Origin of the sequence: Novisyntrophococcus fermenticellae (assembly GCF_018866245.1) — a bacterium.
Taxonomy (GTDB): Bacteria; Bacillota; Clostridia; order Lachnospirales; family Lachnospiraceae; genus Novisyntrophococcus; species Novisyntrophococcus fermenticellae.
This window is the reverse complement of the sequence record NZ_CP076458.1, coordinates 1,700,368-1,716,091: the sequence shown is the minus strand read 5'-3', so window position 1 is coordinate 1,716,091 and position 15,724 is coordinate 1,700,368. Positions and strand designations below refer to the sequence as shown.

Below are 15,724 nucleotides of genomic sequence, written 5' to 3'. Positions count from 1 at the left end.
ACCTAAAAGTGCATCGCTCATAGCGGACAGGAGGGCTTATGATTAACAGCATGACCGGCTTCGGGCGTTCTGAGGTTCAGGATTCGGATACCAGATTTGTAGTAGAAATAAAGTCTGTCAATCACAGATATCTGGACTTTAATATCAAGATGCCAAAAAAGCTGAGTTTTTTTGAAAATGCGATACGAACCACGCTGAAGAATTATATGCAGCGTGGCAAAATTGACGTTTTTATTACATATGAAGATTTTTCCGGAAATAATGTCTCCCTGAAATATAACAGGGATCTGACGAAAAAGTATTTGGAATATTGTTCACAGATGGAAGAAGAATTTCATTTGAAGAATGATGTGACGGTACGCGGACTCATAGCCTTACCGGAGGTGTTTTCCATGGAAGAACAGCCGGTGGATGAAAAAGAGCTATGGTGCCTGCTTGAAAAGGCTTTGACGGAGGCAGGCAGGCAGTTTGCGGCTTCCAGAAATCTGGAGGGTGAGAATCTTAAAGCTGATTTAACTGCAAAGCTGGATCAGATGCTTGCGAATGTGGGACAGATTGAAACCCGTTTTCCGCTGATTATGGAGGAGTACAGAGAAAAACTTGAGCAGAAAACAAAAGAACTCCTTGCAGATACACAGATAGAGGACAGCAGAATTGCAGCAGAAGTCATACTGTTTGCAGATAAGATCTGTACAGACGAAGAAACCGTCCGCCTGCGCAGCCATATAGAGAACATGAAGTCCGTTTTAAAGACGGGAGATGGAGTCGGCAGAAAACTTGATTTTATCGCTCAGGAGATGAACCGGGAAGCCAACACCATACTCTCCAAGGCGAATGATCTTGAAACTTCAAATATTGCGATTGAATTAAAAACAGAAATTGAAAAAGTCCGTGAACAGATTCAGAATATAGAATAAGGTGAAAAACATTGGCTAAACTGGTAAATATAGGATTTGGAAATGTGGTTAATTCCGAAAAAATCGTGGCTGTTGTAAATCCGGAGGCGGCTCCGGTCAAACGTCTGATTGCTCACGCAAAAGAAGAAGGACGTGTGATTGATGCCACACAGGGAAGAAGAACGAAAGCAGTAATCATAACCGGTGAAGATCTGATTATACTGTCTGCGCTTCAGACAGAAACCATAAGTAAGCGCTTTAATCGCGATACGTATATTTTAGAAGAGAAGGAAGAGACAGATGTTTAACAAAGGTATTTTGGTTGTGGTTTCCGGTTTTTCAGGAGCAGGGAAAGGAACCGTAATTAAAAAACTTCTTTCCATGTATAATAATTATGCATTATCAATTTCTGCAACAACCCGCAGACCGAGGGACGGGGAACAGGATGGTGTGCATTATTTTTTCAAAAGCATTTCAGAATTTAAGCAGATGATAAGCGAAGATTCATTTATTGAATATGCAAAGTATGTAGATAATTACTATGGAACACCCAAAGCATATGTAGAGGAACAATTGAACGCTGGAAAAGATGTAATTCTGGAAATCGAGATTCAGGGAGCTCTTCATGTAAAAGAGCAGTTTCCTGATGCATTATTGTTATTTATTACACCTCCAAGTGCCGGAGCGCTAGTCAGCCGGCTAAAGGGCAGGGGTACAGAGACTACGGATCAGATTCAGGGCAGATTACACAGAGCAGCGGAAGAATCCGAAGAGATGGAAAGATATGACTATATTGTAATCAATGATGAGATTGATGCCTGTGTTTCCAATATTCACCAGATTATACAGATTCAGCACGAAACCAGCCGCCACCAGTCACAATTTATAACCAGGATACAAGATGAGTTGAAAAGGGAGGATTTTTAAGATGATACATCCATCATACAAAGAGTTAATCGAGGTCATTAATGCGGAACTGGATATTGACGAGGCTCCGCTTGTCACTTCCAGATATTCTGTGGTACTTGCAACCAGCAAGCGTGCAAGACAGATTATCGGCGGTGCAAAACCCTCCATACGGCAAGGTAAAAAAAAACCATTATCCGTTGCTGTAGAAGAACTATACAAAGGAAATATCCACATCGTAAAAGATGGAGAATCCGAGATAGAAGAAGAGCTTGCATTTGAAGAAGCCAAAATCGAAGAGAAAACTATTGAAGAAATCAGAACCCAGGAATCTAATCCCGGAGATACAAAAGATGAAGTCGCTGAAATCCAGGAAGAAATACAGAACGGAGAGGCTGAACAATAGAATAAGGAGTTTACATGCAAGTATTTTTTATTTCACTTGGTTGTGATAAGAACCTGGTGGATTCAGAACGCATGCTGGGGTTATTGACCCAACATGGACACAGCATCACAGACGATGAGACAAAGGCGGATATCATCGTTGTCAATACCTGCTGTTTTATCAATGATGCAAAAGAAGAAAGTATCGCAAACATTCTGGAAATGGCAGAGTATAAAAAAAGTGGTTCCTGCAAGGCACTGATTGTAACCGGATGTATGGCGCAGCGTTATCAGGATGAAATACCGGATGAAATACCGGAAGTTGATGCCATATTGGGGACTAACAGCTACGACAGAATCGTGGAAGCTATAGATGAAGTACTGCAGGGGAACGGATATGAAAATTACCGGCTTCTGGAAGGAATACCGGAAGTGAATGCGAAACGCACCATTACGACAGGCGGCAGTTATGAGTATCTGAAGATTGCTGAAGGTTGCGATAAGCATTGTACCTACTGTATTATTCCTAAACTTCGCGGAGGTTATCGCAGTGTACCTGTGGAAAAACTTATTGAAGAAGCACGGCAGCTGGCCGATGCCGGCGTCAGGGAACTGATTCTGGTGGCTCAGGAAACCACACTATATGGAAAAGATATCTATGGTAAGAAATCCCTCCATGTTTTGCTGAAGAAGTTATGTGAAATAAAAGGAATCCGCTGGATCAGGATCCTGTATTGTTATCCGGAGGAGATTTATCCTGAAATGATTCAGGTCATAAAAGAGGAACCCAAAGTCTGCCATTATCTGGATATTCCCATTCAACATGCTTCGGATACGATTCTTAAGCGTATGGGACGAAGAACCACCAGACAGGAACTGACCGGCATCGTTCAGAACTTAAGAGAGGAAATACCGGATATTGCTCTTCGAACCACATTGATTACGGGCTTTCCGGGAGAGACGAAGAAACAGCATGAAGAACTTATGGATTTTGTTCAGGAGATAAAATTTGACCGGCTTGGCGTGTTCACTTATTCTCCGGAAGAGGATACGCCGGCAGCCGATATGGGAAATCAGATTGACGAAGAAGTAAAACTGAACCGTCAGGCGGAGCTGATGGAACTGCAGCAGGATATTTCCTTGGAAACAGGGAAAAACAAGGTGGGCCAGGTTCTGCTTGCCGTGATAGAGGGGAAGGTGGCGGATGAAGATGCTTACGTTGCCCGCACTTATGCGGATGCGCCGTCAGTGGATGGCTATCTGTTTTTGAATACCACCGAAAATCTTGTTACCGGGGATTTTGTAAAGGCTAGAATTACCGGTTCGCTGGAATATGATCTGATAGGAGAGATTGCTGATGAATACACCGAATAAACTGACTCTTTTACGCATTATTATGATTCCTTTTTTTGTTCTGTTCATGCTGGTACCGATTGGCGGAGACAGCCACAAGTGGATTGCCCTTGTCATATTCATCGTAGCCAGTCTTACGGATCTGCTGGATGGCTATCTGGCGAGAAGAGATAATTTAGTTACTAACTTTGGAAAATTTATGGATCCTCTGGCGGATAAACTGCTTGTCTGCTCGGCCATGATTTGCCTGATTGAACTGGGAAAACTACCTTCCTGGGTTGTGATTATCATTATTTCCCGTGAATTTATCATCAGTGGCTTCCGCCTGGTGGCTTCTGATAATGGTATCGTAATTGCAGCCAGCTGGTGGGGGAAGTTAAAGACTGTCAGCCAGATGATGATGATTATCCTGCTTATTGCAGATTTTGGCGGGGCATTTTCTGTGATTGAAACAATATTGATTGTGATTGCGACTATTTTGACTGTAATATCATTGGTTGATTATCTGGCAAAAAATAAACAGGTTTTTAACATGCAGGATTAATATGAAATCCTGAAAGGAGGAACAGGGATTCATGCCTGAAGATCGTACAGGGGATGAAGAAGAAACACTGGAGATGTCCGTGGTCAGGCTTATGAAAGAAAAAAAGCTTACATTGACGACGGTGGAATCATGTACAGGTGGTGCTATATCTGCTCGAATCGTCAACGTTCCGGGTGCTTCGGATGTTTTTATGCAGGGATTTGTTACGTATTCCAACGAAGCCAAACATCATCTGGCAGGCGTCCGAAATGAGACATTGAACCAATTCGGTGCGGTCAGCGAACAGACTGCCCGCGAGATGGCAGAAGGAGCCGTTAAAAGAACCGGAACCGACATTGCTGTATCCGTAACCGGAATCGCCGGACCCGGAGGCGGAACCAAAGAAAAACCAGTGGGTCTGGTTTATATTGGATGCTGCTGTAAAGGAGAAACTACAATAAAAGAGCTTCACCTTACCGGAAGCAGGATGCAGATTCGGGAGCAGTCGGTGGTCTGCACCTTAACCCTTTTACGGGAATGTATCGTTGGTTACTACTCAGCCATGGGATAGGATTTATGGCTGAGTAGTAACTGTTTTATGGTGTATCACCGATTCATCATACGCATCATGTTCAACATCTGTTCAATCTTTGCCGCCTCTCCCGGTGAACTTCTTTTTTTCATAACATCAACGATCATCGACATTTCCTGGGGTGTAAACTGTATGCCCTTTTTTTGGGAGTTATTGGCTACGGCCATCAAAAATGGCAGCATATCATTTTGAGATTTTTGACTCCCCTGGCTGGCAAGTGCCTGAAGCATAGCCAGCTTTGAAGGGTCGATACCTGAAAGTTTCGGATCATTCATCCATTCATTCATAATTTATATCCTCCTCTTCTTGGCTGAATTGTTGCTGTTCCTGTTCTGATTCTTTGCCTGACATAAAAGAATCCATGATATCCTGAACATCTTTATCCTGAGCATCCATTTCCTGCTCATCTATATTCGGAATGTCCATATTTGGAACATTCATATCCGGAAATTCCATATCAGAAAAATTAAAATTCGGAAAGTCTGTATTCATTGTATTGCCAAAATCCATATTTTCCGGATTTGTATAACTCATATTCGTAGAATTCATATTGCCTGGATTCATATTACTCATATTGCTGAAATCCATACCCCCTGCATCTGAATTTTGAAACGATTGAAACATCTGCATCATGGATAACATGGAATTTAAATTGTCAAAAGTTCCCTTCATACTACCGTTTGTGTACTGCCCGATATCCTGAAACATCTCCATCATGGAACCATGTCCTTCCTGTGATGCCATGTGCATGGAAGGCAGCCTTCTGGAGAAGGATAGTACATTCTGAAGTTCTTTCACCTTTGCAAAGATGGAAAGCATCCCTTGCATACGTGTTGGAACATACGGAATAGAAGCTTTTAGAATCTGCAGGCCGTCATCACTGATCATCTGGTCAAAAGGAGTCATGCGTTGTCCATGTAGTTCGTCCATGGTCTGATCCTCACGGGTTTTCTATTTATAATATGAATCAGGAGTGGAAAGTATGAACAAAGATACATAATATATAAAGAAAAAGGAAATCGCACATGAAGGAAGAGAAGACCAGACTTATCATCGAGGATAATGCAATTTATGAGATAGATTTGGAATGTATGCAAAAAAGGGAAGAAAAGAAAAGAAAGAAGGATTATGAAAATAAAATTATAAAAAGCTCCGCTAATAAGCGTAAATAGAATTGTGGCCGCCATACTTGTTGGTATGGCGGCCATAATTATTTAAAAATCAGCAGCCGAAACCGCCACAGCAGCAAAGCAGAAGAATTATCCATATGCAGCTGTCATTACCCCATCCATTGTTGCCGCAACCGCTGTTGCCACATCCGCTGTTTCCAAAACCGCCACAGCAGCAAAGCAGAAGAATTATCCATATGCAGCTATTCCCGGCAAATCCAGGAGAAGTATTGCCACATCCGCCGCCACATCCGCTGTCACATCCGCCGCCGCATCCGCTGTCACATCCGCTGTCACATCCACAACCACAATTCGTAGCACTTAAATCACTCATGTTACATCCTCCAGAGAAACTTTTATTTACACTTTAGGTTATGAACATGGTGACAGTATGGTTACAGTTTTTTTGATTTTCCTGAAATATACTTTTTATTCCAAAAGATTACGGATTTCGTGGTCCGGAACAAGCATGGGATATTTTTGATCAAAACACGCTTTACAGATTGGCAGATTTCCAACCATATTTTGTAGTTCTTCAATTGGCATATAGCCCAATGAATCCGCTCCAATCATCGACCGGATCTGCTCTTCGGAATGTGATGAAGCAATTAACTGTTGATTGGAAGGTACATCTGTGCCAAAATAGCATGGATATAAAAACGGCGGAGAACTGATTCTTACATGTACTTCTAGTGCACCGGCCTGTTTCATCATCCGGATAATATTTTCAATTGTGGTTCCGCGAACAATAGAATCATCTACCAGAACGATTCTTTTTCCCCTCACCACAGAGTCTAAAACACTCAGTTTAATTTTCACACTGGATTCTCTGTCTTTTTGGGTTGGTTTGATAAAGGTACGGCCGACGTAGCTGTTTTTATGAAATGCAAATCCAAAAGGGATACCGGAGGCTTCAGAATATCCTTTTGCAGCGGTGAGCCCCGAGTCAGGAACACCAACGACAAGATCAGCCTCTACAGGGTGAGATTTCGCAAGAGATGCACCCGCCTTGATTCGGGACTCGTAGACGCTGATGTTGTCAATGTGGCTGTCAAGTCTGGCAAAATAAATATATTCAAAAATACAATGGGCGTGATTTACTTCGTGACGGATAAAGGAAGAGTGAATGCTGCCCTCCTTATCAATAGTAACAATTTCTCCCGGTTCCACGTCACGGATGACTTCTCCGCCCAGAGAAGTAATAGCGCAACTTTCAGAGGCCATTATGTATGTATGATCTGCCTTCCCTATACAAAGTGGTTTCAGACCATAAGGATCCCGTACTCCGATGAGCTTTCTGGGACTCATCACAATCAGCCCATAGGCACCCTGAATTCTTTTCACTGCCTTGCGGATAGCATCTTCCACGGTTTTGGAGTGGATGCGCTCTTTTGCGATTGCATAGGCAATTACCTCGGAATCTATAGAGGTATGAAAGATAGATCCTTCCTGTTCCATTTGCTCACGGAGTTCATAGGCATTCACCAGGTTTCCGTTATGAGCAAGTGACAGGGAACCTTTCATATACCTCAAAACCAGGGGCTGGGCATTTTCCACGGTAGAGGAACCGCTGGTGGCATAGCGTACATGTCCCACTCCTATATTACCTTTTAATTCGTCTAATTTTGATTCCCTGAATACTTCATGAACCAGTCCCAAACCTTTATAGGAGGCTACACGTCCCTTAGGGCCACTTGTATCTGAGACTGCAATACCGCAGGCTTCCTGCCCTCTGTGCTGCAAGGCAGAAAGTCCGTAATAGATAGAGGTACTGACATCATTGCCATCCAAATCATAGACACCGAAGACACCACATTCCTCTCTTAAACCGGTCGAAAGCATTTTGGCATTTTCCATTGCATTACTCCCTTTTGTTTTATAAGATATACAGATAAATATCATTATGTTATTTAGAATAACTTATAACACACGGATATATTATACATAAATCAGAGATGATATACAAGAAAAAAGTAAAAAAAGTTTGTAATTTAAGCAGAGTTGGGTATATAATGGATTCCGTATTTTGTTACAGTTTAGACATGTGAATTATCTGAATATCGATAAAATGGAGTAAAGAGAACAGGAGGACATTTATGGGAGTTAAATATGTGTTCGTAACAGGTGGTGTGGTGTCCGGGCTTGGAAAAGGCATTACCGCGGCTTCGCTGGGAAGATTGTTGAAAGCTCGGGGATATAAGGTGACAATGCAGAAATTTGACCCCTATATCAATATTGATCCGGGAACCATGAATCCAATACAGCATGGTGAGGTCTTCGTAACAGATGATGGTACTGAGACTGATCTGGATCTCGGTCATTATGAACGATTTATTGATGAAAGTCTGGATAAGAATTCGAATGTGACTACAGGGAAGATTTACTGGAGCGTGCTGCAAAAAGAGCGCCGTGGCGACTTTGGCGGTGGAACCGTTCAGGTAATTCCACATATTACGAATGAAATTAAAAGCCGCTTTTACCGCGGAAAGGATGTAGATGAGGAAAGAATTGCAATTATAGAGGTGGGAGGTACGGTAGGTGATATCGAAAGCCAGCCATTTCTGGAAGCAATTCGCCAGTTTCAGCATGATGTAGGGCGTGAAAATGCGATTCTTATCCATGTAACTTTGATTCCTTACCTTAAAGCATCCGGAGAGATGAAGACGAAGCCGACGCAGGCCAGCGTGAAGGAACTTCAGGGTATGGGTATACGTCCGGATATTCTGGTGTGCCGTTCAGAACTGCCTCTTACAATAGAACTGAAAGATAAGATTGCATTATTCTGCAATGTTCCCAGCAGTCATGTGCTTCAAAATCTGGATGTGGAATATCTATACGAAGCACCCCTTGCTATGGAAAAGGAGAACCTGGCACAGGTAGTCTGTGAATGCCTGCAGCTGCCAGGCAGGGAACCAGATCTTTCCGACTGGACACAGATGGTCGAAGCACTCCGTAATCCTGACAAAGACGTAACCATAGCACTGGTTGGAAAATATATACAGTTACATGATGCCTATCTTTCCGTAGCAGAAGCTCTGAAGCACGGAGGTATCGCGGAGCATGCAAATGTACAGATTCGTTGGGTGGATTCCGAATTATTAAATTCTGGAAATGTGGAAGAAATTCTGAAAGATACAGATGGTATCCTGGTACCCGGAGGATTTGGAGACCGGGGAATAGAAGGTAAAATCGTAGCTATCGGTTACGCCAGAACACATCATGTTCCATTCCTGGGTATCTGTCTTGGTATGCAGCTTGCAATTGTGGAATTTGCGAGAGACGTTGTAGGATATCATGATGCGCACAGTATAGAATTGAATCCGGACACCATGCACCCGGTAATTTCACTGATGCCTGAACAGGACGGTATTGTGGATATCGGTGGGACATTAAGGTTAGGAGCATACCCTTGTGTACTGAAAAAAAACAGTAAAGCGTACGAGCTATACCAGGCGGAAGAAATCCAGGAACGTCACAGACATCGTTATGAGGTAAATAACGATTACCGAAAAGCATTACAGGAACACGGGATGCTATTATCCGGTTTATCTCCGGATGGAAGAATTGTAGAGATGATTGAACTTCCGAATCATCCGTTTTTCATAGGCACACAAGGACATCCAGAGCTTAAGAGCCGTCCCAACAGACCGCATCCTCTGTTTAAAGGCCTGATTGCAGCTGCCGTTGCATGCAAAACAAAATAATGATTTTGTATGCAATACGTTAAATAATTTGAAAAGAACAATAAAAACTTAAAAAAGTTAAATTAGTACTTTACAAATCTTCTTTTTTGTTATATAGTAATCTCAAATTCAAGAAAGAAGGTTTTGCATATGACACAGAAATTTGCATGTGCCCGAGACCAGAAGCTGCCCGGTTTATACCGACCTCAGTTCGAACATGATAATTGCGGTATCGGTGCAGTGGTGAATATCAAAGGGCTAAAAACCCATGAAACAGTTGAGAATGCTTTAAAGATAGTTGAAAATTTGGAACATAGAGCCGGCAAGGACGCCGAGGGAAAAACAGGTGATGGAGTAGGAATTTTGTTGCAGATCTCGCACAAATTCTTTCAGAAGACCTGCGAATCCCTCGGCATTTTTTTAGGAGAAGAGAGAGAATATGGTATCGGTATGTTCTTCTTCCCACAGCAGGAGATGGAACGGAATCAGGCCAAAAAGATGTTTGAGGTCATCGTTCAAAAAGAGGGTCTGGAATTTTTAGGATGGAGAACAGTTCCGACCATACCCGAAGTACTTGGGCATAAAGCCAGAGAATGCATGCCTTATATAGAACAGGCATTTATTAAGAAACCCAAGGATGTGGCCAGGGGACTGGAATTTGACCGAATGCTTTATGTGGTTCGCAGGGTATTTGAACAGAGTAATGACAACACCTATGTAGTGTCATTGTCCAGCCGTACGATTGTATACAAGGGGATGTTTCTTGTCGGACAGCTGCGTACTTTCTTCCGGGATCTTCAGGATAAAGCATATGAATCTGCGATTGCTATTGTACACTCAAGGTTTTCGACAAATACAAATCCCAGCTGGGAACGGGCACACCCCAACCGATTGATTGTACATAATGGTGAAATCAATACCATACGTGGAAATGCGGACAAGATGCTTGCCCGGGAAGAAACCATGGATTCTGATTATCTGAAAGATGGGATGGATAAGGTTCTCCCGGTGATTAATGCGCAGGGATCAGATTCTGCAATGCTTGATAATACACTGGAATTTCTTGTGATGAGCGGGATGGATCTGCCCCTGGCAGTGATGATTGCCATACCGGAACCATGGGCGAACAATGAAACAATTTCCATGGAAAAGCGGGATTTCTATCAATATTATGCTACAATGATGGAGCCATGGGACGGGCCTGCCGCAATTGTCTTTACAGATGGCGATCAGGTAGGAGCAGTACTTGATAGAAATGGTCTTCGTCCTTCCCGATATTATATTACCGATGATGACTATCTGATATTGGCTTCTGAAGTAGGTGTACTTCCTGTTCCGACAGAAAACATCGTAAAAAAAGAACGGCTTCACCCAGGCAAGATGCTTCTGGTGGATACACTGCAAAAGCGGGTGATTGATGACAATGAACTGAAAGAGTTTTACGCCGGTAAACAGCCTTACGGGGAATGGCTGGACAGTAATCTGATACAGTTCAATGACCTTAAGATACCCAATATACGTGTACATAGCTATACAAAGGAAGAACGTAATCGTCTCTGGAAAGCCTTTGGTTACAGCTATGAAGAGTATCGAACCTCAATCCGCAACATGGCGCTGAACGGTTCGGAAGGAATTGGAGCCATGGGTGTAGACACTCCTCTTCCGGTATTGTCAAAAGAGCATCAACCGTTGTTCAATTATTTCAAACAACTGTTTGCCCAGGTTACAAATCCGCCAATTGACTGCATTCGTGAAGAAGTTGTGACTTCTACCAGAGTGTATCTGGGAAAAGAAGGAAATCTTCTGAAGGAATGTCCCGAAAACTGTAAAATGCTTACAATCAATAATCCAATTTTAAACAATACAGATATGCTGAAACTGAAAAACATGAAGGTAAACGGATTCAAGGTTGTAGAAGTGCCCATTATTTACTATAAGAGTACGCCTTTAGAGCGCGCAATTGATCACCTGTTTGTAGAAGTGGATAAAGCATATCGTCAGGGTGCCAATATTCTGGTGCTGACAGACAGAGGGGTAGACGAAAATCATGTGGCAATTCCATCTCTTCTGGCCGTATCTGCAGTCCATCAGCATCTGGTACGTACGAAGAAAAGAACTGCACTGGGAATTATCCTGGAATCCGGAGAGCCGAGAGAAGTACATCATTTTGCAACTTTATTAGGTTACGGTGCAAGTGCAATCAATCCCTATCTTGCGCTTGATACGATTCAGGATCTGATTGAAAATAAGATGATTGCGAAGGATTACTATGCGGCGGTAAATGATTATACGAAGGCAATTTTAAGCGGAATCGTCAAAATCGCTTCCAAGATGGGAATTTCTACGATTCAGTCTTATCAGGGGTCCCAGATATTTGAAGCTATCGGTATCTCAAGTAAGGTGATTGACCGGTATTTCACGAATACAGTAAGCCGTGTAGAAGGGATTACACTTGATGATATTGCAAAGGATGTGGATACAAGACATTCGGAGGCATTCGATCCACTGGGTCTCGACACGGATCTGACACTGGACAGTATAGGAAGGCACAAGAGCAGAGGCCAGGGCGAGGAACACAGATATAATCCGGAGACTATTCATCTGCTTCAGCAGTCTGCATGGCGAAATGACTATCAGATGTTTAAGCAATATACAGAAATGATTGATCAGGAGGAATCCGGGTATTTACGAAGCCTTATGGATTTTAAATACACCGAGAATCCAATTCCGCTGGAAGAAGTGGAAAGTGTTGATTCCATCGTAAAAAGATTCAAGACCGGAGCTATGTCCTATGGTTCCATCTCACAGGAAGCACATGAGACTCTTGCAATTGCCATGAATCTTTTACACGGAAAGTCTAACACGGGTGAAGGTGGAGAGAGTACCGACCGCCTGGACGATTCCAGCAGATGTTCGGCAATTAAACAGGTAGCGTCTGGAAGGTTTGGTGTTACAAGCAAATATCTTGTAAGTTCCAAAGAGATTCAGATTAAGATGGCCCAGGGGGCGAAGCCGGGCGAAGGAGGACATCTGCCAGCCGGTAAGGTTTACCCCTGGATTGCCAAGACCAGGCATTCCACACCAGGTGTGTCACTGATTTCACCACCGCCGCATCATGATATCTATTCAATCGAAGACCTGGCACAGTTAATATATGATCTGAAAAATGCCAATAAGTATGCCAGAATCTCTGTAAAGCTGGTATCCGAGGCTGGTGTCGGAACGGTTGCAGCCGGTGTTGCAAAAGCTGGTGCGCAGGTAATACTGATTTCCGGTTATGACGGAGGAACGGGAGCAGCCCCCAGAAGCTCCATTCATAATGCCGGGCTTCCATGGGAACTTGGACTGGCTGAAACTCATCAGACATTGATTCAAAATGGGCTGCGTAACCGGGTCATGATTGAAACCGATGGTAAACTCATGAGTGGCAGAGATGTGGCAATTGCCGCACTTCTGGGAGCTGAAGAATTCGGTTTTGCCACGGCTCCCCTCGTGACAATGGGATGTGTGATGATGCGTGTCTGCAATCTGGATACCTGTCCTGTAGGCGTGGCAACCCAGAATCCCAAGCTTAGAAAACGCTTCAGAGGAAAACCGGAATACGTGGTTAACTTCATGCATTTTATAGCAGAAGAGCTTCGCGAATATATGGCGAAACTGGGATTTCGGACCATTGATGAGATGGTGGGACGCTCAGACCGCCTAAAAAGAAATGAAAAAATAACAGATGAGAAAGCGTCCCGTGTAGATTTGTCACAGATTTTTGAAAATCCATACGCAAAAGAGGAAAAGGTGACTTTTGACCCCTCGTCCGTCTATGATTTTGAACTGGAAAAAACCCTGGATGAAAAAGTGCTGCTGAAATCCCTGACATTAACAAAGGGTGAGAAAAAGAGTGTACAGGTAAAGGTCGAAAATACCGACAGAACCTTTGGTACGATACTGGGTTCTGAAATCACCAGGAGATTCGGTCAGGGACTTAAAGACGATACCTATGAAATCGTATGTACAGGTTCCGGCGGACAAAGCTTTGGTGCATTTATTCCAAAAGGCCTTACCTTAAACCTGACAGGCGATTCCAATGACTACTTTGGTAAGGGTTTATCCGGTGGAAAGCTTGTGGTGTTCCCACCGAAGAATATTAACTTTAAGGCCGAAGAAAATATTATTATCGGAAATGTAGCACTTTATGGAGCTACCAGCGGAGAGGCTTATATCTGTGGTATTGCAGGAGAGCGTTTCTGCGTGCGGAACTCAGGCGCATATGCTGTCGTCGAAGGCGTTGGAGATCATGGATGTGAATATATGACAGGTGGCCGTGTGGTAGTCCTTGGCCCGACTGGTAAGAATTTTGCGGCAGGAATGAGCGGTGGAATTGCCTATGTGCTGGATGAAGATAATACTTTATACAGGAATCTGAACAAAGAAATGATTTCAATTGAAAAGGTTGTAAATAAATACGATAAAGAAGAGTTAAGAATGTTAATTCAGAAACATGTAGATGCCACGGAATCAAAAAAGGGAAAGAGGATACTGGATTCTTTTCAGGACTATATACCAAGATTCAAAAAAATCATTCCAAATGACTACAAACGGATGATGATGCTCAGCACCCGGCTGGAGGAAAAGGGTCTGAGCAGTGAGCAGGCTCAGATTGAGGCTTTCTATGAAAGCCTGCGCAAGTAGGGAGGTAACAAAAAACATGGGAAAACCAACAGGATTTTTAGATTATGAGCGTGAGGATAGTGTGAGCGCATCTCCTCTGGAACGTATAAAAAACTTTCAGGAATTTCATACACCGCTTACCAGGGAGAAACAAAAGCTTCAGGGAGCACGCTGCATGGCCTGCGGTGTACCATTTTGCCAGTCCGGAAGGATTATTTCCGGAATGGCAAGCGGATGCCCGCTGAATAATCTGTGCCCGGAGTGGAATGACCTGGTGTATACCGGAAACTGGGAACAGGCATATGAACGCCTGGAAAAGACCAATTGCTTTTCGGAATTCACAGCTCGTGTATGTCCTGCACTGTGTGAGGAAGCCTGCACCTGTGGTCTGAATGGAGATCCGGTGGCATCAAAGGCAAATGAGCTGGCAATTATCGAATATGCATGGGAAAATGGTTTGATTCAGGCAAATCCTCCAAAAGTACGTACCGGGAAAAAGGTTGCTGTCGTGGGAAGTGGTCCCTCAGGACTGGCTGCAGCGATGCAGCTGAACAGAAGAGGCCACAAGGTAACCGTGTATGAGCGCCGGGATCGGGTGGGAGGACTCCTCCGTTATGGAATTCCCAATATGAAACTGGAGAAACAGATCATCGACCGGAGAGTACAGCTGATGGAAGCTGAGGGAGTTGAATTTGTAACGAATGCCGATATTGGCGTGGATATTAAGGCAGAACAGCTTTTGAAAGAATATGACAGAGTCCTGTTGTGCTGCGGAGCAGCGAATCCAAGAGATATCAAGGCTCCGGGCAGAGAGTTAAAAGGCATTTATTTTGCGGTTGACTTTCTGACCTCCGTTACAAAGAGTCTGCTGGATTCAAATTTTGAGGATAAAAAATATATAGATGCTAAAGATAAGCATGTAGTAGTGATTGGTGGTGGTGATACCGGAAACGATTGTGTGGGAACTTCCATCCGGCTTGGGGCAAAAAGTGTCACACAGTTGGAGATGATGCCTACGCCGCCAGTGGAACGGGTGGATACAAATCCGTGGCCGGAATGGCCCAAAGTGCTGAAAACTGACTATGGTCAGCAGGAAGCGATTGCGGTATTTGGGCACGATCCGCGGATTTATCAGACTACAGTGGCGGAGTTTATAGGTAATAAAAAAGGGGAACTAAAGCAGTTAAAGATTGTCACGCTCTCACCTCAAAAAGACGAAAAAACAGGACGGATGAATATGGTTCCGGTTGAAGGCTCTGAGAAGGTAATACCGGCAAATCTGGTTTTTATTGCAGCAGGTTTTCTCGGCAGTCAGAAATATGTGACCGATGCTTTCCGTGTGGAATTGGATCCACGTACGAATGTACAGACGGCAAAAGGCAGCTATCAGACCAATATTTCAAATGTATTTACGGCCGGAGATATGCATCGCGGACAGTCTCTGGTAGTATGGGCCATCCGGGAAGGGCGTGAAGCGGCAAAGGCGGTGGATGAATCCCTTATGGGATATACGAATTTATAGGTTTTGCTTACAGGTCTGAACATACATTGCC

The 15,724-nt window shown here is 43.5% G+C and carries 15 protein-coding genes; 11 read left to right on the top strand and 4 right to left on the bottom strand.

Going from position 1 to position 15,724, the window contains the following annotated elements:
- Window positions 1-38: 38 nt before the first annotated feature.
- Genes KNL20_RS07775 through KNL20_RS07745 form a run of 7 tightly spaced genes read left to right on the top strand, consistent with a single transcriptional unit; the run spans window position 39 to window position 4,633 of the window.
- The gene (locus tag KNL20_RS07775) at window positions 39-917 is read left to right on the top strand and encodes a YicC/YloC family endoribonuclease (RefSeq protein ID WP_230397220.1); all 879 of its coding nucleotides are present in this window, start codon (window positions 39-41) and stop codon (window positions 915-917) included.
- Window positions 918-928: 11 nt separating this feature from the next.
- Window positions 929-1,204, top strand: a complete 276-nt coding sequence (locus KNL20_RS07770; RefSeq protein WP_230397219.1) for a DUF370 domain-containing protein — start codon at window positions 929-931, stop codon at window positions 1,202-1,204.
- Window positions 1,197-1,823 carry a guanylate kinase gene (gmk, locus tag KNL20_RS07765; RefSeq protein ID WP_230397218.1) on the top strand — a complete coding sequence of 209 codons (627 nt, stop codon included), beginning with the start codon at window positions 1,197-1,199 and terminating at the stop codon, window positions 1,821-1,823. Before KNL20_RS07770 ends, gmk begins: the two co-directional genes overlap by 8 nt.
- 1 nt (window position 1,824) lies before the next feature.
- Entirely contained in the window at window positions 1,825-2,208 is a 384-nt protein-coding gene (rpoZ, locus tag KNL20_RS15985) for a DNA-directed RNA polymerase subunit omega (RefSeq protein WP_329957452.1), read from the top strand.
- Between the two features lie 14 nt (window positions 2,209-2,222).
- Complete coding sequence (gene rimO / locus KNL20_RS07755; RefSeq protein WP_230397217.1) at window positions 2,223-3,560, top strand: 30S ribosomal protein S12 methylthiotransferase RimO; 1,338 nt, start codon at window positions 2,223-2,225, stop codon at window positions 3,558-3,560.
- On the top strand, window positions 3,544-4,083 hold the full coding sequence (gene pgsA / locus KNL20_RS07750; protein ID WP_230397216.1) for a CDP-diacylglycerol--glycerol-3-phosphate 3-phosphatidyltransferase: 540 nt from the start codon (window positions 3,544-3,546) through the stop codon (window positions 4,081-4,083). The genes rimO and pgsA overlap by 17 nt, the downstream gene beginning before the upstream one ends.
- Before the next feature lie 31 nt (window positions 4,084-4,114).
- Window positions 4,115-4,633 (top strand): CinA family protein, encoded by a 519-nt coding sequence (locus KNL20_RS07745; RefSeq protein ID WP_230397215.1) that lies wholly within the window; start codon window positions 4,115-4,117, stop codon window positions 4,631-4,633.
- A 35-nt stretch (window positions 4,634-4,668) separates the two neighbouring features.
- Here KNL20_RS07745 and KNL20_RS07740 read toward each other — a convergent pair whose 3' ends face one another.
- Both KNL20_RS07740 and KNL20_RS07735 read right to left on the bottom strand, forming a co-directional pair.
- Window positions 4,669-4,941: a hypothetical protein gene (locus KNL20_RS07740; protein WP_230397214.1), complete on the bottom strand. Its 273-nt coding sequence runs from the start codon at window positions 4,939-4,941 to the stop codon at window positions 4,669-4,671.
- Window positions 4,934-5,584, bottom strand: coding sequence for a hypothetical protein (locus KNL20_RS07735; RefSeq protein ID WP_230397213.1), 651 nt, complete (start codon window positions 5,582-5,584; stop codon window positions 4,934-4,936). Before KNL20_RS07735 ends, KNL20_RS07740 begins: the two co-directional genes overlap by 8 nt.
- A 95-nt stretch (window positions 5,585-5,679) precedes the next feature.
- Between KNL20_RS07735 and KNL20_RS07730 the strand changes: the two genes are divergently transcribed.
- A complete protein-coding gene (locus KNL20_RS07730; RefSeq protein ID WP_230397212.1) occupies window positions 5,680-5,826 on the top strand; it encodes a hypothetical protein in 147 nt (48 codons plus the stop codon).
- Window positions 5,827-5,875: 49 nt separating this feature from the next.
- Here KNL20_RS07730 and KNL20_RS07725 read toward each other — a convergent pair whose 3' ends face one another.
- Both KNL20_RS07725 and purF read right to left on the bottom strand, forming a co-directional pair.
- Window positions 5,876-6,157, bottom strand: a complete 282-nt coding sequence (locus KNL20_RS07725; protein WP_230400011.1) for a chorion class high-cysteine HCB protein 13 — start codon at window positions 6,155-6,157, stop codon at window positions 5,876-5,878.
- Window positions 6,158-6,252: 95 nt separating this feature from the next.
- Window positions 6,253-7,680, bottom strand: a complete 1,428-nt coding sequence (purF, locus tag KNL20_RS07720; protein ID WP_230400010.1) for an amidophosphoribosyltransferase — start codon at window positions 7,678-7,680, stop codon at window positions 6,253-6,255.
- Between the two features lie 239 nt (window positions 7,681-7,919).
- On the opposite strand from purF, the gene KNL20_RS07715 reads away from it, so the two are divergent.
- From KNL20_RS07715 to KNL20_RS07705, 3 genes are all read left to right on the top strand, one after another.
- Complete coding sequence (locus tag KNL20_RS07715; RefSeq protein ID WP_230400009.1) at window positions 7,920-9,527, top strand: CTP synthase; 1,608 nt, start codon at window positions 7,920-7,922, stop codon at window positions 9,525-9,527.
- A 129-nt stretch (window positions 9,528-9,656) separates the two neighbouring features.
- Complete coding sequence (gene gltB / locus KNL20_RS07710) at window positions 9,657-14,192, top strand: glutamate synthase large subunit (protein WP_230400008.1); 4,536 nt, start codon at window positions 9,657-9,659, stop codon at window positions 14,190-14,192.
- Between the two features lie 16 nt (window positions 14,193-14,208).
- Window positions 14,209-15,693, top strand: coding sequence for a glutamate synthase subunit beta (locus KNL20_RS07705; protein ID WP_230400007.1), 1,485 nt, complete (start codon window positions 14,209-14,211; stop codon window positions 15,691-15,693).
- Window positions 15,694-15,724 lie beyond the last annotated feature (31 nt).